The following is a 19,376-nucleotide window of genomic DNA, read 5'->3' as shown; positions in this document are numbered from 1 at the left end:
GAGCCTGTCAAACCAGGAGCGGCTCTTGATGAGCAGCCTGCATCCTCAAATGCTGGAATTTGGCAGGAACACCGTGGTCTTCCGTGAGGGAGAGCCAGCGGATCATTTTCTGTTGGTGGAAAAAGGGATCTGTTTCACTCATCGGCACCTCGAGGATGGCTCTCGTCAGATCATTGATTTCTATTTTCCCAGAGAGGTGGTCGCCCTGGGCGAGCTTTCGAAGGCGTATCATATTGCTGGCTTGATGACCCTGTCGGAAACCGTACTGGCAGCCTATGACAAGGACGAGATTACCCAGGAGTTTTCCAGCTCTCCGGAGTTGTCCCACCTGTTCATTAATATGATTTCCGAGGCGCAGGCCAACCTCACCGAGAGATTGGTCGGGCTCACGCGTTACTGTGCCCGCCAGCGGATGGCCCACTTTCTCCTGGAAGTCGATTTCAGGCAAAGGCGAGCCGACGGGACAGAAACCCGCGACTTCTTCGGCAAGCTCAAGCAGGCGGGGCTGTTTGAACGGCCTGGCGGGAGCCGAAGCCAGATCAGGATGCCCCAGGTGATGATCGCCGATTCCCTGGGTTTAAGCATTGTCCACGTGAACCGCATTCTCCGTCAGCTGCGGGAAGAAGGCTGTATAGCAACCAGTGGTCAAGGCATTGACCTCCTGGATATGCAGGCGCTCAAAGAAATTGCCGGCTGGACAGTGGAGAAGTGTTCGCTCCCCACAGGGGCATCAATTCCGGTTCTTTCAACCGCTGCCCTCAATAGTGGCTGACAGCGGAGGTTCAACCCCCGGCCAGAATCCACTGGGCGGCTTTCTCTGCAATCATCAACGTGGGTGAGTTGGTGTTGCCGCTGGTGATGGTGGGCATCACTCCGGCATCGACCACCCGTAATCCATGAACCCCCCTTACCCGAAGATGAGAATCCACGACGGCCATGGTGTCGTCGGCAAGACCCATTCGGGTGGTGCCGACAGGGTGGAAGATAGTGGTTCCGATGTCCCCGGCCAGTCGGGCCAACTCGTCGTCAGTCTCATACTCAAGGCCTGGCTTGAACTCCTCCGGCCGGTATTTGGCAAACGCCTGTTGTTCGGCAATGCGGCGGGTAACCCGTAAAGAGTCTGCTGCTACCTTGCGATCTTCTTCGGTATTCAGGTAGTTGGGGGCAATGGCTGGCGCTTCCCTGGGGTCGCGGCTGCGAATGCGTACCGTGCCCCGGCTGCTGGGGTTGAGGTTGCATACGCTGGCGGTGATCGCGGGGAAACTGTGTAACGGCTGGCCGAATGCATCCAGGCTCAGAGGCTGCACATGATACTGGATGTTAGCGTGATCGTAGGCGTCCGAGCTGCGGGTAAACGCGCACAGTTGCGAGGGTGCCATACTCATGGGGCCTGAGCGTTTGAGCAGGTATTCCAGGCCGATCTGAGCCTTGCCAACCAGCGAGTTGGCCATGGTGTTCAGGGTCTTGGCACCGTGGACCTTGTAGACGGAGCGAATCTGCAGGTGATCCTGCAGGTTTTCACCCACCCCTGGCAAGTCTGCCACAACGGGAATGTCGTGTTGCTGCAGGAGGTCTGCCGGGCCAATGCCGGAGAGCTGCAACAATTGCGGCGAGCCAATCGAACCGGCGGACAGAATCACTTCCTTCGCTGCCAGAGCCTGAACTTCATCTCCGTCTGATCTTGCCACCCGGACGCCAGTGCAGCGGGGCTGCTCGCCCTCAACCGTTACCATGCTCAGACTCAATACCTGGGCGGAATGCCATAGCGTCAGGTTATCGCGTTTTTTGGCACTGCGCAGAAACGCCTTGGAGGTGTTCCAGCGCCAGCCCGAGCGCTGGTTCACTTCGAAGTAATCGACGCCTTCGTTGTCACCGCGATTGAAATCAAGGGTCCGGGGCACACCGGCTTGCACCGCCGCTTCGGCAAAATCCTCCAGCACCTGCCACTTCAGCCGCTGACGCTCGATACGCCATTCTCCACCATGGCCGTGGAATGCCTTATGTTCAGCGTCAGCATCACCTCCGTTGTCGAGTCGGCAATGATCTTCGTGGCGCATGAAATCCGGCAGGCAGTTCTCCCAGTTCCAGGCATCGTCTCCGGTCACCTCTGCCCAGTGGTTATAGTCCCGGGCCTGGCCGCGGATATACAGCATACCGTTGATGCTGGAGCAGCCGCCCAGGGTTTTGCCCCTCGGATAGATCAGCGATCGTCCGTTGAGCCCGGGAATGGCATCGGTGCGAAACCGCCAGTCGGTGCGGGGGTTGTCGATGCAGTACAAGTAGCCCACCGGGATGTGAATCCAGTGGTAATTGTCCTGTCCACCCGCCTCGATCAGTAACACCCGGTTAGCCGGATTGGCGCTGAGACGATTAGCCAGCAAACAGCCGGCGGTGCCGGCGCCGACCACGATGTAGTCAAATTCTGACGCTTGTCCTTGTGCTTTATTGTTTTCGGACATGCTTGATCCTCACTGTTTTCTGGCTACGCTGATCTGGCGGCAGCGGCTACTAGTCGGCCCTTCAGACATCTGCAAGCAGATCAGGGTGCTTGCTGGAGGGAGTGAGTTCTTTGGGGTCAAACAACAATTTGCCTTTCCAGGCGCCCGATCCCACCTGTTCCGCAACTTGCTGCATGATGATTTCTGCCAGTTTCAACGTCGCCACCGAAGACGGCAGATCGGTGGGTGTGACGAGAGAAAGTGTTCTTTTGAGTTCAGGGGAGGTGATGGGTATGGCGATGACCTCTTTTCGGGTCGTCATTTCATGCACCGCGGCGGACGATAGTATGGTGTAGCCGAGGCCCCTGCGGACCATGTCAGTCAGCATTGGCCAGGCACTGACTTCGAGAGCCAGATTCAGGGACTTGTTTCGCTCTGCGGCCTCTTTTTCCATGGCAACCCTCAGCCCGTGCTTCTCTTCCGGCATAACCAGAGGAAGTTCGAGCACCTCATCCAGGGTGATTTCAGAGCGGTTGGACACTTTTGTATTGGTAGGGGAGATCAGATAAAGACGCTCCTCAATCAAGGGGCGGTATCGCAGATTTTTATGGTTACTCTGACTATAAGAAATAGCGAGATTCAATCGATGTTGCATGACCATTTGCTGAAGGGTGCCACTCATGGCGGATTTGACCGCCAGGTTTACCTGCGGAAACCGCTTGCGGTATTCCTCAATAATGGCGCCCGAGAATGTATGTGCCACAGTGGGGAGCAGCCCAAGCACCACCTGCCCGGTCACTTCACCCGCCACTGCGGTGACATCGGCCTGAGTTCGCTCAAGACTCTGAAGCAGGGTTCGAGCGCGTTCATATAGCAATTCCCCTGCCGCTGTCAGCACCACACCACGCCCGTGACGGACGAATACATCTACGTTCAGGGCCTCTTCCAACATCCGGATCTGACGGCTCAGGGCTGGCTGGGCGACAAACAGTTTTTCAGAGGCGCGGCTAAAGCTGCCAGTGTCTGCAACCGTCAGGAAGGTGTTCAACTGGCGCAAGTCGACGTTCAGATTAAAGGGCATTGCAATTCCACCTATAACTTCGAAGTATCCGATTTTTCACTATATACCATTTGCGTCGATAACGGACGAGGGTTCCCTCCTGGAAGATATGCCCAAAAAAGATGGTTGATATAAAAAGTATATAATTGTTGTAGATTTTTCTTGCTGATACGGTTGAAACATAATCGGGAGCCAGCCGAGTTTCGCTCTCTTCTTTACCGGTGTTATCCGGCGTCAGGAATAATAAGGATTAACAAGTATGCAGGGCAGAGCCATCTACAGCAGCGAACACGAGCTTTTCCGGGAAAATGTCCGCCGTTTTTTCCGAACCGAGCTGGAGCCGAATATAGACGAATGGGAAGAACAGAGCGTGGTGCCCCGGTCGCTGTGGGAAAAGGCTGCGGAGAATGGCTTTCTGTGTTGTGGCGTGCCGGAAGAATATGGCGGCCCGGGTGCGGACTTTCTCTACAACATGGTGCTGTCAGAGGAAACCGGCTACGCCATTGGCGGCGCCAGTGTCGGCTTCTCCGTTCAGGCTGACATCGTGGCCTACTACCTGATGAATGCAGGCACCGAAGAACAAAAGAAGTATTGGCTGCCAAAAATGGTTACTGCCGAAAAAATTGCTGCCATCGGTATGACTGAGCCGGGTGTTGGTAGTGATCTCAAGAACTTGCGCACCAGCGCCGTACGCGACGGTGACGAGTATGTGATCAATGGCCAGAAGACCTTTATTACCAACGGCCAGAACTGTGATTTTGTGTTGGTGGCCTGCACCACAGACCCGAGCATGGGTGGTCGCGGTATCAGCATGATCCTTGTCGAATGTGATAGCCCCGGCTTCTCCCGTGGGCGTAATCTGGACAAGATTGGACAGAAAGCGGCGGACACGTCGGAAATGTTTTTTCAGGATGTCCGGGTGCCGGTAGCCAATCTGGTTGGTGAGGCGGGTGAAGGCTTCAAGATCATGATGCGGGAGCTTCCGCGGGAGCGCATTACCATCGCCTGTCGAGCCCAGGCCGAAGCCCAGCGTGCATTTGATCTCACCGTCGCCTACACCAAGGAACGCAAAGCGTTTGGCAAAACCATCGCCGAGTTCCAGAACACCCAGTTTGTGCTGGCGGATATGAAAACCAGTCTGGAGGTTGGCTGGGCCTACCTGGACCAGTGCATGAAAAAGTGTGATGAGGGGACTCTGACGCCTGAGGAAGGCGCGATGGCCAAACTCTGGACGACAGAGAATGAAGGCAAGGTAGTTGACCAGTGCCTGCAGCTGTTCGGCGGGTATGGCTACATGCGCGAGTACCCCATTTCCCGCATCTATGTGGATGCGCGGGTACGTCGGATCTACGGCGGCACGTCGGAAATCATGAAGCTGGTTATCGGTCGCTCCCTTTAGTCTCTCCCTTTAATAGTAAGAGGAAGGAAATCACATGTTTGGTATTACCGCCTACGGTGCCTATATACCGAGAAGCCGACTCTCAAGAGCCGCCATGGCTGACGCCAACGACTGGTTTGATACCAGCCTGCGTGGCCTCGCCAAAGGCGAGCGCAGTGTCTGCAACTGGGATGAAGACACCATCACCATGGCTGTGGAAGCAGGGCAGGACTGTCTTTCCCTGCTGGATGCCAGCTCGGTGGGCGCTCTTTATCTGGCTTCCACTACCATGCCTTTTCTTGATCGCCAGAACTCTGTGGTGGTCAGCCAGGCGCTGAATCTTGGCGACCATCTGCGCACCATGGATGTCAGTGCTTCCCAGCGCGCCGCGACATCGGCACTGATTGCGATGCTGGAAGCGGGCAGCTCGGATAAAGGGTCCGCTATGCTGGTGGCGTCTGAACATCGGCGCAGCAAGTGTGGCTCCCGGGCCGAAATGCTCTGGGGCGACGGTGCTGCTGCCCTGGGTGTGGGCAGTGACGGCGTGATGGCCGAATACCTGGGCTGCGAGACCTACGTCACGGACTTTGTGGACCACTACCGCGGAGAAGACTCCACCCTGGATTACGAATGGGAAGAACGCTGGGTCCGGGACGAGGGTTATCTGAAAAGTGTACCGCTGGCCGTTTCCCGGCTGCTGGAAAAAGCAGGCGTAAAGGCCGGTGAGATTGCTCACTTTGTACTGGCGTCCGATCAGGCTAAAACGCCGCCGGCGGTTGCCGAAGAGCTTGGAATTTCGGCGGAAGCCGTCGTTGACAACCGTATTGCTTCGATGGGTGTTTCCGGTGCAGCGCATCCGATTCTCATGCTGACCTCCGTGCTCGAAGCTGCCCAACCCGGTGATCTGATCATGCTGGCTGGTTTTGGGCAGGGCACCGACGTCGTGCTCTTCAGGGCCACCGACCAGATCAAGGACCGGCGCCCGAAAACCGGCTTTGCCGGCGCGCTGGAGCGCCGTCGACCGGATACCAACTACAACCGTTTCCTCAGCTTCAATAATCTGGTTGAACGTGAAACCGGCAAGCGTGGGGAACTGGACAAGCAGAGTTACCTGGCGGCGATGTACCGCAAAAAGGACCTGTTGACCGGATTTATCGGTGGCAAGTGCAGGGAATGCGGCACCATCCAGATCCCGAAGGAGAACTATTGCGTGAATCCGGACTGTGGCGCGTTGCACAGTCAGGACGATTACCCCATGTCCGGCTTACCCGGCCGGGTGAAAACCTGGACTGCTGATCGTCTGACCTTTGACTGGAACCCGCCCGCCTACTTCGGGCTGGTCGAATTCGAGGGTGGTGGTCGGTTGATGATGGACTTTACGGAAGTGGAGGCGGGCAGTATCGAAACCGGTGTTGCCGTCAGTATGCATTTCCGCATCCGGCAGTTCGATAACCAGCGGGGCTTCCGGAAGTACTTCTGGAAAGCGACACCGTCCGGGCAATAACAGGCGCAGCTGACAACAGGTGATTGAATATGGCTAGTGGAATCAAAGACAAAGTAGTGATCCTGGGAATGGGTTGCAGCAAGTTCGGTGAACGCTGGGATGCCAGCCCCGCTGACCTGATGGTTGAAGCCTTCGAGGAGTGTCTTGCTGACGCGGGTATCGAGAAGAAGGACATCGAAATGGGCTGGTTTGGTGCCGGCATCGACGCCTACAACGTGGGGTCCAGTGCGCTGCCGCTTTCCCTCGCTCTGAGGTTGTCGAATATTCCGGTCACCAAGGTTGAAAACATGTGCGCGACCGGTACCGAAGCGTTCCGGGGTGCGGTCTATGCGGTGGCCTCCGGGGCCTGTGACATTGCCCTGGCCCTGGGTGTGGAAAAGCTGAAGGACGTCGGCTACGGCGGTTTGCCCCAGCGCACCCGCGGTGTGGAAAACGACATGTTCTGGCCCAACCTGTCGGCGCCCGGCTCCTTTGCCCAGCTGGCCAGCGGCTATCGGGCCAAGCACGGTATTGACAGGACTGAACTGAAGCGGGCTATGGCGCATGTGTCAGTAAAAAGCCACGCCAACGGCGCGAAAAATCCGAAAGCCCATCTTCGTCGGGAAATCACTGAAGAGCAGGCCATCAACGCGCCTTACATCGCAGAACCGATCGGGTTGTATGACTGCTGTGGCGTGAGTGATGGTTCTGCCTGTGCCATCGTCACCACGCCCGAGATCGCCCGGCGGTTGGGTAAAACGGATCTGGTGTCGGTCAAGGCTGTGCAACTAGCGGTTTCCAACGGCGATGAGGCCAGTTTCAGTGACTGGGACGGTTCTTACCTGAAGACCACCCGGATTGCGGCCCAGCGTGCCTATAACGAAGCAGGTATCAGGAAGCCCCGGGAAGAAATCAGCATGACGGAAGTTCATGACTGTTTTTCTATTACCGAGCTGGTGACCATGGAAGACCTGCAACTGTCTGACGAGGGACAGGCGGTCCGGGATGTTCTGAATGGCGATTTTGATGCTGATGGCCGAATCCCGTGCCAGATTGATGGCGGACTGAAATGCTTTGGCCATCCCATCGGCGCCTCGGGCCTGCGGATGATTTACGAAAATTATCTGCAGTTTCAGGGCCGGGCCGGTGACCGGCAACTGCCGAATGCACGCCTGGCCCTGAACCACAACCTCGGCGGCTTCCCGCACCAGAATATCTGCAGCATCTCGATTATCGGGCGTTACGAGTGAATGTCGAAGGAACAGGTGACCGGATGAGCCACACACAAGAAGCCGTTATGCCGTCGGGCAGCGACGCCGAGTCGCTGGCACTGGCACTGGCCCAGCGCAGTCTCGAGAAAGTCAGGCAGCAACTGGGGCTGGCCCTCAAGAACCTCAAGGGCTTTTGCACCGTTGATGGCCATCTGAGCGCAGGTTTGCTGGACCGTCACCAGTTGAGCTGTTACGAGGCGGCCTTCTGCGCGGCGGAATTGTCGGCTTGTGATGCGGTTTGTCATTACGCAGCGGAGGCGGGCGTAGAAGATGAGCTTGCCCGGGAAGTAGCGCTGGCGTTCTGCGCAGAGGCGGTACCTTCGGCGATTCAGCGTTTGCTGGCCCGAGCCGGAGATACCGGGCTTGATCGCGCTGCGGTCATTGGTTTGTACAGCGATAATGATATTCAGCAGTTGATTGAGGATTTCGCTAGCAGCGACTTTCTGGCGTCTATCGGAGCCACTGTGGCGGCAAGGGGTAGTGCCCGTCTGCCGTCCATGCTCGGGGAAGAAAAAGAAATGGTGCGGGACATGTTCGCCCGTTTTGCTACCGATGTGGTGATGCCCCTGGCGGGGGAAATCCATCGGCAGGACCTGGATATCCCTGATGAAATTCTCAAGCCGGCGGCAGAACTTGGCTGTTTCGGCATCAGTATTCCGGAGCGCTTCGGTGGCTTGTTGCCCGATGACAAACCGGACAGCCTCGGCATGATCGTCGTGACCGAAGAGCTGTCACGGGCCTCGCTGGGGGCGGCGGGCAGCCTGATTACCCGTCCGGAAATCGCGGCCAAGGCACTGTTGCAAGGTGGTACCGCCGAACAACAGCAGGAATGGTTGCCGCGCATAGCCTCTGGCGAAACCCTGTGTGCGATCGCCATCACCGAGCCCGATTACGGCTCTGACGTGGCTTCGCTCGGGTTGAAGGCGACGCAGGTCAAAGACGGCTGGGTACTCAACGGTAGCAAAACCTGGTGCACCTTCGCGGGCAAGGCGGGCATGTTGCTGACCATGGCCCGGAGTGAACCGGACCCGGCCCTGGGTCACCGGGGGCTCAGTCTGTTCCTGGTTGAGAAACCACCCGCCTCGGGCCATGAGTTCCACCATCAGCAACCGGCCGGAGGCGTAATTTCCGGCAAGGCCATAGCCACCCTGGGCTATAGGGGCATGCACTCCTACGACGTCTTCTTTGAGGATTATTTTGTTCCCGCCGACGGCCTGATTGGTGGTGAGAAAGGCCGTGGTCAGGGGTTTTACTTCACCATGGCCGGGTTTGCGGGCGGGCGAATCCAGACTGCTGCCCGGGCAACCGGTGTGATGCAGGCGGCATTCGAAAAAGCGCTCAGCTACGCCAAAGACCGTAAGGTTTTCGGCAAAGCCGTGGGCGATTACCAACTTACACAGGTGAAGCTGGGCCGAATGATGTCGACCCTGACCGCCTCCCGGCAGTTCAGCTACGCAGTCGCCCGTCTGATGGACGAAGGCGGCGGCCAGGTGGAAGCCAGCCTGGTGAAACTGTTTACCTGCCGTTCAGCAGAGCGGGTAACCCGAGAAGCCATGCAGATCCATGGTGGTATGGGCTACGCCGAAGAAACAGATGTCAGTCGATACTTTGTGGATGCGCGGGTATTGCCGATCTTCGAGGGGGCTGAAGAAACCCTCGCTTTAAAAGTTATTGCCAGAAATCTGGTTGCTCAGGCCTGAAACAATAAATCTACAAGAGACCTTTAAGGAGGATGTTGTGAGCGATAAAAAAATGTTGGATGGAAAAGTCATTGTTGTCACCGGCGGTGGTCGCGGTATCGGCCGCGCAACCTGCCTGATGCTTGCGGAGCACGGCGCCAAAGTGGTGGTCAACGATATTGGTGGCGGTGCTGACGGTGCCGGTAACGATCAGGCCCCGGCTGACGAAGTCGTAGCTGCGATCAAGGAGGCAGGCGGCGAGGCTGTGTCGAGCTTTGACAGCGTGACGGAATGGGACGGTGGTCAAGCCATCATCCAGACCGCCATTGATACCTTTGGTCAGATCGATTGCGTCGTCAACAACGCCGGAAATCTTCGTGACGGCATTTTCCACAAGATGACGGAGGAGGATTTCGAGTCGGTTCTGGCCGTGCATCTCAAGGGTACCTTCAACGTCAGCCGGGCGGCGGCGCCCCACTTTCGCGAGCAGGGCAGTGGTACCTTTGTGAACATGACATCCACCTCCGGCCTGATTGGTAATTTTGGCCAGGCCAACTACGCCGCCGCCAAGATGGGCATTGTGGGTCTGTCCAAATCCATGGCACTGGATATGGATCGATTTGGCGTCACCTCTAACTGTATCGCTCCGTTTGCCTGGAGCCGTCTGATTGGCAGTATCCCGACTGATGATGAGGCCCAAAAAGCGCGCGTGGCCAAGATCCAGAAGATGACTCCGGACAAGATCTCCACCCTGGTGGTGTCATTGTGCAGTGACCAGGCGAAGCATGTGACCGGTCAGATCTTTGGTGTGCGCAATAACGAGATTTTCCTGTTCAGCCAGCCCCGCCCGATTCGCTCGGCTCACACCTCCGATGGCTGGACCCCGGAGACCATACTGAGCAGGGTGATGCCCGCCTTTGAAGCAGATTTCTACCCACTGAGTCGGTCTGCGGACATCTTCAGCTGGGATCCGTTCTGATCGATCCCGGGTAGCAATGAGCCCGCTCGGTATTGCCGGGCGGGTGCTGTTTCCGGACACAGGAGGATGCACATGGCCATCAGTTACGAGAAGCTGCTGAACCGTAAGTTCGAGCGGATCGAGCAGAAATATACCGAGAAAGATACCATCCTTTACGCCCTCGGCGTGGGTATGGGGATTGACCCCCTGGACAGAGACTGCCTGCCGTTTGTTTACGAGAACGGTCTCAAGGCACTTCCCAGCATGGCGGTGGTTATGGCTTATCCGGGATTCTGGGCCAAGGAATCAGATACCGGAATCGACTGGGTGAAGGTCCTGCACGCCGGCCAGGAAGTGGTCATGCACAAACCGTTGCCTGCCTCCGGCCATGTCTATGCCACCACCCAGGTGACTGATGTGATCGACAAAGGGGAAGGTAAGGGTGCGCTGATTCTTTCCGAGCGCACCGTCCGGGATGGGGATACCGATGAGGCCTTGTGCACATTGTCCATGACCACCATGGCCCGGGGCGATGGCGGTTTTGGTGGTTCCGGCGCCCAGTCACCAAAGCCTGACCCGCTCCCCGAACGGGAGCCGGACTTGTTGTGTGAGTTACCGACCCTCCCCCAGCAGGCACTGATTTACCGGCTTTCCGGTGACTACAATCCGCTTCATGCGGATCCGGAGGTGGCCATCAATGCTGGCTTCAAGGCACCCATCCTGCACGGTTTGTGTACGTTCGGTGTCGCCTGTCACGCGCTTCTGAAAACCCTGTGTGACTACGACCCGGCCCGCTTTCACCGGATGCGGGTGCGGTTCTCGGCGCCGGTTTATCCGGGGGAAACCATCCGCACCGAAATCTGGCGCGAAGGCGATTCCGTGGCTTTCCGTTGTCGCTCGGTGGAACGGGATCTGGTGGTCATCAACAACGGCTACGCTGAGGTGAGCTGAACATGCAGAACATTCTTTCCGGACTAAGAGTCGTTGAGGGCAGTGCCTTTGTGGCGGCGCCCTCGGGCGGCATGACCCTGGCGCAACTGGGGGCCGATGTGATCCGTTTCGACCCCATCGGCGGTGGCATCGACTACCGCCGATGGCCGGTGAACAGTGACAACCAGAGTCTCTACTGGCACAGCCTGAACAAGGGCAAGCGATCCATTGCGGTGGACATCCGTCGTGCGGAAGGCCAGGAAATTCTTTCCCGGCTGATTACCCTTCCGGGGGACGATTGCGGCATGTTCCTCACCAACTTCCCGGCCAAGGGCTGGCTGTCCTATGAGCGCCTGAAAGAACTCCGGGAAGACCTGATCTATATGAACCTCACCGGTGACCGCCACGGCAAAAGTGCCCTGGACTACACCGTCAACTGCAAGGTCGGCTTTCCATCGATTACCGGGGTCGGCAAGGCCGGAAAGATTCCGCCCCTGAACAATCCCATGCCGGCCTGGGATGTCATCACCGGCCAGCAGATTGCCCTGGGGTTACTCGCTGCAGAGCGTCATCGTTCCCGTACCGGTAAGGGCCAGTTGGTAAAAATTGCCCTGGCCGATGTGGCCCTCGCCACCCTGGGAAATCTGGGTTACATCGCCGAGGCCATGGTCAACGACGCTGATCGTGAGGCCATTGGCAACGATATCTTTGGTACCTATGGTCACGACTTCGGGTGCAGCGATGGCGAACGGGTCATGGTCGTCGGGGTCAGCCCGAATCAGTGGCAGGCTATTGTTGCGGTGACCGGCACCGAAACCCAGATCCACGAGTTGCAGCAGCGCATGGACCTGGACTTCCGCAAAGAGGGTGACCGCTATAAGGGCCGTGCGGAAATCACCGCCATCCTCCAGCCCTGGTTCATTCAGCGCCCTTACAGCCAGGTCAGCACTGAGCTTGATAATGCCGGAGTTTGTTGGGGTAAGTACCAGACGATCCGTGAAACGGTCAATTCCGATATCGACTGCTCCACCGACAACCCCCTGTTCCAGATGGTAGACCAGCCCGGGATCGGTGAGTACCTGATGCCGGATCATCCCCTTCGGTTTACCGGCATGGACCGGGAACCGGTTCTGCGGGCACCGAAGCTGGGCGAGCACACCGAAGAAATTCTGGCCCAGACCCTCGGGCTGTCCAGCGGTGAGATCGGCAAACTGTTTGACGACAAGATTGTGGCCAGCAGCAATCAGTAGCGCCCCGAAGGACGCCTGAACAACAAAGACAAGAGCGCTGAGTAATCATGCCTCGGCCACAGGAGAGCAAGATGGGACCGTTGAAAGGTATTCGGATTATTGAACTGGCCGGGATTGGCCCGGGGCCATTCTGCGGCATGGTATTGGCGGACCTCGGCGCAGAGGTGATCAGTGTCGAGCGGGTCGGAGCGCAGGCGCCAAAGCCGGAATTGGATTGCAGCCGCCGGGGCAAGCGCTCCATAGCCCTGAATCTGAAAAGTGAGCAGGGTGTCGAAGCGCTGCTTAAACTGGTGGAAACCGCCGACGTTCTGTTTGAAGGTTTCCGTCCGGGGGTGACTGAAAAGCTCGGTGTCGGTCCGGAGCCGTGCATGCAGCGCAACCCGCGGCTGGTGTACGGGCGCATGACCGGCTGGGGCCAATACGGCCCGCTGGCCAAAGTGGCTGGCCATGATATCAATTACATTTCCCTGACCGGTGTTCTTAGCGCTATTGGGCGCGCGGGCGAAAAGCCGGTGCCGCCCCTGAATCTGGTGGGTGATTTCGGGGGTGGCGGTATGTTCCTGGCTTTGGGCATTGTTTCAGCCCTGCTGGAAACCGCAAAATCCGGAAAGGGTCAGGTTATTGATGCCGCTATGACTGACGGTTCCGCTGTGCTCATGTCGATGTTCCATTCGGCCTATGAAATGGGCCTGAACTCCCTGGAGCGTGGCACCAATCGACTGGATACCGGTTCTCACTTCTATGACACCTACGAAACCGGCGACGGTAAATACATATCCATCGGCTCGATAGAGCCCCAGTTTTATACCCAGTTGATGGAGGTGGCGGGCCTCTCCCGGGAGGAGTTCGGCGAGCAGCAGGACCGCAGCCGGTGGCCGGAGCTGAAAAAATCCCTGGAGCAGGTGTTCCGCCAGAAAACCCGGGCCCAATGGTGTGACCTGATGGAAGGCACCGATATCTGCTTTGCACCGGTGCTGGATATCAAAGAAGCTCAGTCTCATCCCCATAACCAGGCCCGACAGACCTATATCGACGTGGGCGGCATGCAGCAACCGGCACCAGCACCCCGCTTCAGTCGCACTGCGCCCGGCATCCGTTTCGCCGCCCGTCAGTATGGAGCGGATACCGCAGAGGTACTGGGTGAGCTGGGTTTTAAACCTGAGCAGCTGGAAGTCATGCGTTCCGCAAAAGTCTGTGGCTAACCACAATCCGCTATTTATCCGACAGGATCAGACACTATGAGTGACTTGAACTATGAGATTGATGGCCAGGTTGCCTACCTGACCATGAACCGCCCGGAAGCCCGCAATGCGCTGTCGCTCGAAATGCGTACCGAGATCCGGGACCGCTTGCAGGAAGCAGAGCTTAACGACAATATTCGCTGCATTGTTTTGCGGGGTGCGGGTGAGCACTTTCTGGCCGGTGGCGACGTCAAGTCCTTCATGGCGTTCACCAAACTGCCACCGGAAGAGCGGCGGCTCACCTTTATCAATCGTATTCACGGTCTCAATACCATCATGTTAGCCATGCGGCGGTTGAACAAACCGGTGATTGCCAGTGTTCGTGGTGCGGCAGCGGGTGCCGGGGTCAGTCTTGCGCTGTGTTGTGACATGGTGGTGGCTTCGGAAGATGCGTTCTTTACTCTGGCCTATTCCAGAATTGCCAGTAGTCCGGATGGGGGCGCTACCTATTATTTGCCGCGCCTGGTGGGCACCAAGAGAGCCATGGAAATTGCCCTTCTGGGGGATCGCTTCAGTGCAACGGAAGCGCTGGGCATGGGCCTGATCAACCGCGTGGTACCTACTGAGGAACTGGCAGCCCGAACCAAGGAACTGGCAGACCGGCTGGCGAGTGGGCCCACCCGTGCCTATGGCAACATCAAGAAGCTGATTCTGGCCGCTTCCGATAATTCCCTGGAAGAACAACTGCAGGCAGAGGCCGAAACCTTTGGTGAAACGGCCATGTCCGAGGACTGGATCGAAGGTGTCGTCGCGTTTAACGAGAAACGCCATCCGGTTTTCAAAGGGCATTGATCCCGGCCGGCCCCGTCTGGTTTAAAAGAGAGGTTGCAGTGACAACTACAACAATCGACAAGACGATGTTTAAAGGCATTGTTTGCGGCTCCCGGCATCTCAGCCATGAAGAGTTTCAGCACGATGTAAAATGTGCTGCCAGCGTGTTCAGTAAAATGGGAGTAGGCGAGGGGGAGTGCGTGGGTATCTTCATGCGTAACGATATCCACTTCCTGATCGCCAACCACGCTGCCAATTACGTCGGGGCTTATGCGGTGCCCATCAACTGGCACCTGGCCGGAGAAGAGCTGACCTACATATTGAACGATTCCGGGGCGAGGGTTCTGGTTATTCATGCGGACCTGTACCGGAATGTGAAGGACGCCATTCCGGCCAGTGTCAGTTGTCTGCTGGTGGAAACCCACGAAGACATTCGCAGGCCTTTTGGCCTGCCGGCTGACCAGTGCGCCGTGCCGGAAGGGGAAGCTGACTGGCAGCGATTGCTGGACGCGGAGCAGCCATTGCAGAGCCCACCGGTTCAGGGCCCATCCTCCATGCTGTATACCTCTGGCACCACCGGACATCCGAAAGGCGTTCGCAGGATTCCGCTGAATGCCGAAGGCGCCGCCACCCTGCGGGACTTCCGTACCCGGGTATACGGCTGTGGTCCGGGCGCCCGCTGTACAGTACCGGGGCCGCTCTATCACAGTGCGCCCAATGGCTATGCCATGCAGGCTTCAAAAATCAGTGACTTGCTGTTGATTATTCCGAAGTTTGATTCCGGGGAGTTTCTCGCGTTAATCGAGGAATACCGGCTGACGGCGGCCATTATGGTGCCGATCATGTTTATCCGGCTGCTGAAGCTGCCAGACGATGTCCGCAATAAATTCGATCCCTCGAGTCTGGAATTTATTATCCACGCAGCGGCGCCATGCCCCGCGGATGTCAAACGCAGGATGATTGAATGGTTCGGTCCGGTGATCCACGAGTTCTATGGCTCCACGGAATCCAGTGCGGTCAGTGCCTGTAATTCTCAGCAGGCCCTGGCCAAGCCCGGCAGTGTCGGTAAGACGGTACCGGAGGCTGATATCCGGATCCTGGACGAGCACGGCAATACCCTGCCAGCCGGGCAAATCGGTGAGATCTATTCGCGGTTTCCGTTGATGGACTTTACCTACAACCGCAAACCGGAGGCCCGTGCCGCCATGGAAAAGGATGGCTACATTACCTCCGGAGACATGGGTTACCTGGACGAGGACGGCTTTCTCTACATAGCCGACCGGATAAAGGACATGGTGATCTCCGGTGGCGTGAATATATATCCCGCCGAGATAGAAGCGGTCCTGCACAACTACCCGGGCATCAAGGATTGCGTCATTTTTGGCATTCCCGATGAGGAATTCGGGGAATCGTTGATGGCGGTGGTGGAAGCACAGGAGAACATTGATCTGGATACCGACCATATAAAAAGTTATCTGCGTGAACATCTCGCCGGGTTCAAGGTTCCCAGGAAAATAGAGATCGGCATAAACCTTCCCAGAGAGGATTCGGGCAAAATCTTCAAGCGCAAACTGCGGGACAAATACTGGCAGCAGGCCGGTCGGAAAATCTGAATGTCTGACTCTGAGAACAGCAATTTCAAGACCGAATCCGAGAACATGGCGGGTTTTCGGGACGCGCTGGGATTTACCGTCACCGAATGGCGAAAAGATTTTTGTGTGCTGACGGTACCCCTGGGCAAGCAACACCTGAATCGCAACGGGTTCGTCCATGGCGGTGTCTTCATGTCGCTGCTGGATTCTGCCAGCGGCCTCTGTGGCACCTGGTGTCCGGTGCCGGGCAATGTCCGTAAGTGTATTACGGTCTCTATGAATACTCACTTTATGAATCCGGCCCGGGACGGGCTGATTCGGGTTGAAGCCCATCTCATCAGCCGCGGCCGCAAAATGTTCTTTGTGGAGGCGCGCATCACCCGGGACGATCAGCTCATCGCCACTGGAGCCGGCACCTTCCGGTATGTATTGGGTGGCGAGAATGAAGAGGGAGTTCCGTCAGTATGAGTCTACCTCCGTGCAGGCCCCTGTTATTTCACTGTTACTCCCCAATGCCATGTCGTGAGCTCTAATAAAGCAGTCCTCTGATGAACAAAACTAAAGAGAGAGGGTATAAATGTCAGTAGCAGGTACCAGGGTAGAAACCCCGGAAATATCCGCCATGGCCTGGCTGGGAAAGGCGGCGGATAGCTGGCCTGAAAAACCCTCGGTTTCCTGGCATGGAAAAACCTACTGCTGGCGTGAGACCTTTACCCGTTGCAAGGCCATGGCGGGAGCTCTGGAGCAGCAGGGAGTCAGCCATGGGGACCGCGTAGCCTACCTGGGCTATAACACCCACTGGGGATTTGAGCTGTTTTTCTCGGTGCCCTGGCTGGGTGCCATCATTGTGCCGGTAAACTTCCGGCTGTCCCTGGGGGAGATGGTGGAGTGCATTGAGGATTCGGAACCACGAATTCTGGTGGTGGATGAACATCACCTCGAGCAGGCTCGTGCGATCCAGCAGGCTTGTCCGTGGCTGGAAACACTGATCTATGCCGGCTCGGGTGAAGTACCCGACGGCATGGCATCCTATGACCGTCTGCTGCAAAAACAAGCAGTGCCTGAGGCAATTCCCGGTGGCAATGACGATACCCTGATTCTGTTCTATACAGGCGGCACTACCGGCCGGTCCAAGGGCGTGATGCTCTCCCATATCAATCAGTTCGCCAACGCCATGGGCGGCATATCCTTGTATCAGCTGCAGGAAGGCGAGACGCATTTGCTGGCTGGCCCGATGTTTCATACCGCTGCAGGTTCCCGGGTTTACACCGCGACGCTGATGGGCATCCACACGGTGATCCTGTCCCGGTTTGATGTGGTCTCGGTGATGGAACTGGTGCACAGGTACCGTATCAATACCACCCAGATCGTGCCCACCATGCTGCAGATGATCCTGGATCATCGCCGCTTTGCGGACTTTGACCTGTCCAGTCTGCGCCTTATCACCTACGGCGGGGCGCCGATGCCTGTCGCCTTGATGGAGCGGGCATTACGGGTATTGCCGGGCACCGGCTTTGGCCAGTCCTATGGCATGACGGAAGCGTCCCCGGTGGTGTCAGTGCTGAACACGGACGACCATTCCCTGGCACCGGAGCGGCGGGCACGGCTGGTTTCCGCCGGTCGCGCCGCCCCACACGTCAATATCCGGGTGGTCGGGCCAGACCGAAAGCGTCTGGGTAACGGTGAGGTCGGGGAGATCGCCGTACGCGGTGCCAATATCATGAAAGGTTACTGGCGCGCTCCGGAGTTAACCCGGGCGGTGTTGGAGGATGGCTGGTACTACACGGGTGACAGCGGGTTCCTGGATGACGACGGTTATCTGTTTCTGGTTGGCCGCATGAAGGACATGATTGTCAGCGGCGGTGAGAACGTTTATCCCATCGAGATCGAAAACATTCTGTCACGGCATCCGGAAATAAAAGAATGCGCCGTGATCGGTGTACCCCATGAAAAATGGGGCGAGGCGGTACACGCTGTTATCAGGGTCGCTGAGGACGCCTGCGTGACAGAACAGGACATTATTGATTATTGCCGGGAGCGGATTGCCCATTATAAATGTCCGTCTGCGGTCACTTTTATGGATCAGCCGTTACCGGTGTCCACGGTCAATAAAATCCTCAAAACAGAACTCAGAAAAATGATTGTCGGGGAGAATAAATAATGTCGGAAACCATCCGTTTCAACTTCCCCGCGCCGGTTATCGACGACAGCGTTGACCGCTTGCGTAAAGAAGTCCGGGCATTTCTGCAGGAAGAGATCCGTAATGGCGGCTTCCGGCCTGTGACCGACTGCTGGTGCTCCGGCATTGATCCGGAATTCAGTCGCAAACTGGGCCAGCGTGGCTGGCTTGGGGTTACCTGGCCCAAAGAGTATGGCGGCCGTGAACTGAGCGCGTTGCACCGCTACGTGATCACGGAAGAATTGCTGGTAGCCGGGGCACCGGTTCACGCCCACTGGATTGCCGACCGCCAGAGCGGCCCTTTGATCCTGGCCACCGGAACGGAAGAAATGAAGCGCACACTGTTGCCTCGCATTGCCGCCGGGGAATGCTTTGTGGCACTGGGACTGAGCGAGCCGGAATCCGGTTCGGACCTGGCTTCCGTGCGGACCAGGGCGTATCCGGTGGAGGGCGGCTGGGAAATTACCGGCACTAAATTGTGGTCATCCGGCGCCCAGATCTGCCAGTACATGACCGTGCTGGCCCGAACCAGTGAGCGGGATGACAAAAAACGTCATGAAGGTCTGACCCAGTTTCTGGTACCGCTGGATTCGCCGGGGGTCAGCGTGCGGGGTATTCGTGATATGAGTGGGGTCGAGCATTTTAACGAAAGCCACTTTGAACAGGTTTTCGTGCCGGAAAATGCGGTCCTGGGTTCGGTGGGGGAAGGCTGGACGCAGATTACCAGTGAGCTGGCTCTGGAGCGTGCTGGCCCGGAACGGCTGCTGAGTACTTTTGTGGTGCTGGAGAAGGCGTTCCTGCAAGCAGCGGCCACCATGAACGGACATCAGGCGACCGTGATGGGCGGCATGCTGGCCCGTATCCGGGCTTTGCGGGCGATGTCTCTGGGCGTAGCGGCGCTGCTGGAGCAGGGGCAGTATCCGGAAGTGGAAGCCTCGCTGGTAAAGGACCTCGGTACCCGGTTCGAGCAGGATATCATCGAGCGCCTGCGTGAATTCTGGCCCATTCAGCTCAAGCAGAGCTTTGGTGATGATCTCCATTACCTGCTCGCCGACAGCCTGTTGCGGCAACCCTCGTTTACCCTGCGCGGGGGAACCAATGAGGTGCTCAAAGGCATTATTGCCCGGGGCATGGGGCTGCGCTAAT

The 19,376-nt window shown here is 57.5% G+C and carries 16 protein-coding genes; 14 read left to right on the top strand and 2 right to left on the bottom strand.

Features of this window, described 5'->3' with window-relative positions:
• Positions 1–28: 28 nt before the first annotated feature.
• A complete protein-coding gene (locus F6Y09_RS16655; protein WP_179959448.1) occupies positions 29–772 on the top strand; it encodes a Crp/Fnr family transcriptional regulator in 744 nt (247 codons plus the stop codon).
• A 10-nt stretch (positions 773–782) separates the two neighbouring features.
• Here the strand turns inward: F6Y09_RS16655 and F6Y09_RS16650 are convergent, their stop codons facing one another.
• Entirely contained in the window at positions 783–2,459 is a 1,677-nt protein-coding gene (locus F6Y09_RS16650) for a GMC family oxidoreductase (protein WP_152208071.1), read from the bottom strand.
• A 61-nt stretch (positions 2,460–2,520) separates the two neighbouring features.
• On the bottom strand, positions 2,521–3,519 hold the full coding sequence (locus F6Y09_RS16645; RefSeq protein ID WP_152208070.1) for a LysR family transcriptional regulator: 999 nt from the start codon (positions 3,517–3,519) through the stop codon (positions 2,521–2,523).
• Positions 3,520–3,757: 238 nt separating this feature from the next.
• Between F6Y09_RS16645 and F6Y09_RS16640 the strand changes: the two genes are divergently transcribed.
• The 13 genes from F6Y09_RS16640 to F6Y09_RS16580 all read left to right on the top strand — a co-directional run bounded on the left by F6Y09_RS16640 (position 3,758) and on the right by F6Y09_RS16580 (position 19,375).
• A complete protein-coding gene (locus F6Y09_RS16640; RefSeq protein WP_152208069.1) occupies positions 3,758–4,897 on the top strand; it encodes an acyl-CoA dehydrogenase family protein in 1,140 nt (379 codons plus the stop codon).
• Positions 4,898–4,931: 34 nt separating this feature from the next.
• Positions 4,932–6,380: a 3-oxoacyl-[acyl-carrier-protein] synthase III C-terminal domain-containing protein gene (locus F6Y09_RS16635; RefSeq protein ID WP_152208068.1), complete on the top strand. Its 1,449-nt coding sequence runs from the start codon at positions 4,932–4,934 to the stop codon at positions 6,378–6,380.
• A gap of 29 nt (positions 6,381–6,409) precedes the next feature.
• Positions 6,410–7,609, top strand: a complete 1,200-nt coding sequence (locus F6Y09_RS16630) for an acetyl-CoA acetyltransferase (protein WP_152208067.1) — start codon at positions 6,410–6,412, stop codon at positions 7,607–7,609.
• A 23-nt stretch (positions 7,610–7,632) separates the two neighbouring features.
• Positions 7,633–9,330 (top strand): acyl-CoA dehydrogenase family protein, encoded by a 1,698-nt coding sequence (locus F6Y09_RS16625; RefSeq protein WP_218944192.1) that lies wholly within the window; start codon positions 7,633–7,635, stop codon positions 9,328–9,330.
• Positions 9,331–9,382: 52 nt separating this feature from the next.
• A complete protein-coding gene (locus F6Y09_RS16620; RefSeq protein WP_152208300.1) occupies positions 9,383–10,288 on the top strand; it encodes an SDR family NAD(P)-dependent oxidoreductase in 906 nt (301 codons plus the stop codon).
• Positions 10,289–10,360: 72 nt separating this feature from the next.
• Positions 10,361–11,218: a MaoC family dehydratase gene (locus F6Y09_RS16615; protein WP_152208066.1), complete on the top strand. Its 858-nt coding sequence runs from the start codon at positions 10,361–10,363 to the stop codon at positions 11,216–11,218.
• Between the two features lie 2 nt (positions 11,219–11,220).
• Complete coding sequence (locus F6Y09_RS16610; protein ID WP_152208065.1) at positions 11,221–12,447, top strand: CoA transferase; 1,227 nt, start codon at positions 11,221–11,223, stop codon at positions 12,445–12,447.
• A gap of 71 nt (positions 12,448–12,518) precedes the next feature.
• Positions 12,519–13,649, top strand: a complete 1,131-nt coding sequence (locus F6Y09_RS16605; protein WP_152208064.1) for a CaiB/BaiF CoA transferase family protein — start codon at positions 12,519–12,521, stop codon at positions 13,647–13,649.
• 36 nt (positions 13,650–13,685) lie between these two features.
• Positions 13,686–14,480, top strand: coding sequence for an enoyl-CoA hydratase/isomerase family protein (locus tag F6Y09_RS16600; RefSeq protein WP_152208063.1), 795 nt, complete (start codon positions 13,686–13,688; stop codon positions 14,478–14,480).
• Between the two features lie 38 nt (positions 14,481–14,518).
• Positions 14,519–16,072, top strand: coding sequence for an acyl-CoA synthetase (locus F6Y09_RS16595; protein WP_218944190.1), 1,554 nt, complete (start codon positions 14,519–14,521; stop codon positions 16,070–16,072).
• Entirely contained in the window at positions 16,073–16,519 is a 447-nt protein-coding gene (locus F6Y09_RS16590) for a PaaI family thioesterase (protein WP_152208062.1), read from the top strand. It begins immediately after the preceding gene.
• A 109-nt stretch (positions 16,520–16,628) separates the two neighbouring features.
• On the top strand, positions 16,629–18,212 hold the full coding sequence (locus tag F6Y09_RS16585) for a class I adenylate-forming enzyme family protein (protein ID WP_152208061.1): 1,584 nt from the start codon (positions 16,629–16,631) through the stop codon (positions 18,210–18,212).
• Entirely contained in the window at positions 18,212–19,375 is a 1,164-nt protein-coding gene (locus F6Y09_RS16580) for an acyl-CoA dehydrogenase family protein (protein ID WP_152208060.1), read from the top strand. The genes F6Y09_RS16585 and F6Y09_RS16580 overlap by 1 nt, the downstream gene beginning before the upstream one ends.
• Position 19,376: the final 1 nt, after the last annotated feature.

It is taken from the genome of Marinobacter changyiensis (genome assembly GCF_009193265.1).
Classification (GTDB): Bacteria; Pseudomonadota; Gammaproteobacteria; order Pseudomonadales; family Oleiphilaceae; genus Marinobacter; species Marinobacter changyiensis.
The sequence above is the reverse complement of the archived record's forward strand: the minus strand, read 5'-3'. Positions and strand labels throughout refer to the sequence as shown.

Excerpts from the sequence above, each read along its gene's own strand:
- F6Y09_RS16585 (WP_152208061.1), top strand. The coding sequence starts at position 16,629 with ATGTCAGTAGCAGGTACCAGGGTAGAAACCCCGGAAATATCCGCCATG.
- F6Y09_RS16605 (WP_152208064.1), top strand. The coding sequence starts at position 12,519 with ATGGGACCGTTGAAAGGTATTCGGATTATTGAACTGGCCGGGATTGGC.
- F6Y09_RS16655 (WP_179959448.1), top strand. The coding sequence starts at position 29 with ATGAGCAGCCTGCATCCTCAAATGCTGGAATTTGGCAGGAACACCGTG.
- F6Y09_RS16650 (WP_152208071.1), bottom strand. The coding sequence starts at position 2,459 with ATGTCCGAAAACAATAAAGCACAAGGACAAGCGTCAGAATTTGACTAC.
- F6Y09_RS16610 (WP_152208065.1), top strand. The coding sequence starts at position 11,221 with ATGCAGAACATTCTTTCCGGACTAAGAGTCGTTGAGGGCAGTGCCTTT.
- F6Y09_RS16625 (WP_218944192.1), top strand. The coding sequence starts at position 7,633 with ATGAGCCACACACAAGAAGCCGTTATGCCGTCGGGCAGCGACGCCGAG.
- F6Y09_RS16600 (WP_152208063.1), top strand. The coding sequence starts at position 13,686 with ATGAGTGACTTGAACTATGAGATTGATGGCCAGGTTGCCTACCTGACC.
- F6Y09_RS16645 (WP_152208070.1), bottom strand. The coding sequence starts at position 3,519 with ATGCCCTTTAATCTGAACGTCGACTTGCGCCAGTTGAACACCTTCCTG.
- F6Y09_RS16615 (WP_152208066.1), top strand. The coding sequence starts at position 10,361 with ATGGCCATCAGTTACGAGAAGCTGCTGAACCGTAAGTTCGAGCGGATC.
- F6Y09_RS16590 (WP_152208062.1), top strand. The coding sequence starts at position 16,073 with ATGTCTGACTCTGAGAACAGCAATTTCAAGACCGAATCCGAGAACATG.
- F6Y09_RS16630 (WP_152208067.1), top strand. The coding sequence starts at position 6,410 with ATGGCTAGTGGAATCAAAGACAAAGTAGTGATCCTGGGAATGGGTTGC.
- F6Y09_RS16635 (WP_152208068.1), top strand. The coding sequence starts at position 4,932 with ATGTTTGGTATTACCGCCTACGGTGCCTATATACCGAGAAGCCGACTC.
- F6Y09_RS16640 (WP_152208069.1), top strand. The coding sequence starts at position 3,758 with ATGCAGGGCAGAGCCATCTACAGCAGCGAACACGAGCTTTTCCGGGAA.
- F6Y09_RS16620 (WP_152208300.1), top strand. The coding sequence starts at position 9,383 with ATGTTGGATGGAAAAGTCATTGTTGTCACCGGCGGTGGTCGCGGTATC.
- F6Y09_RS16580 (WP_152208060.1), top strand. The coding sequence starts at position 18,212 with ATGTCGGAAACCATCCGTTTCAACTTCCCCGCGCCGGTTATCGACGAC.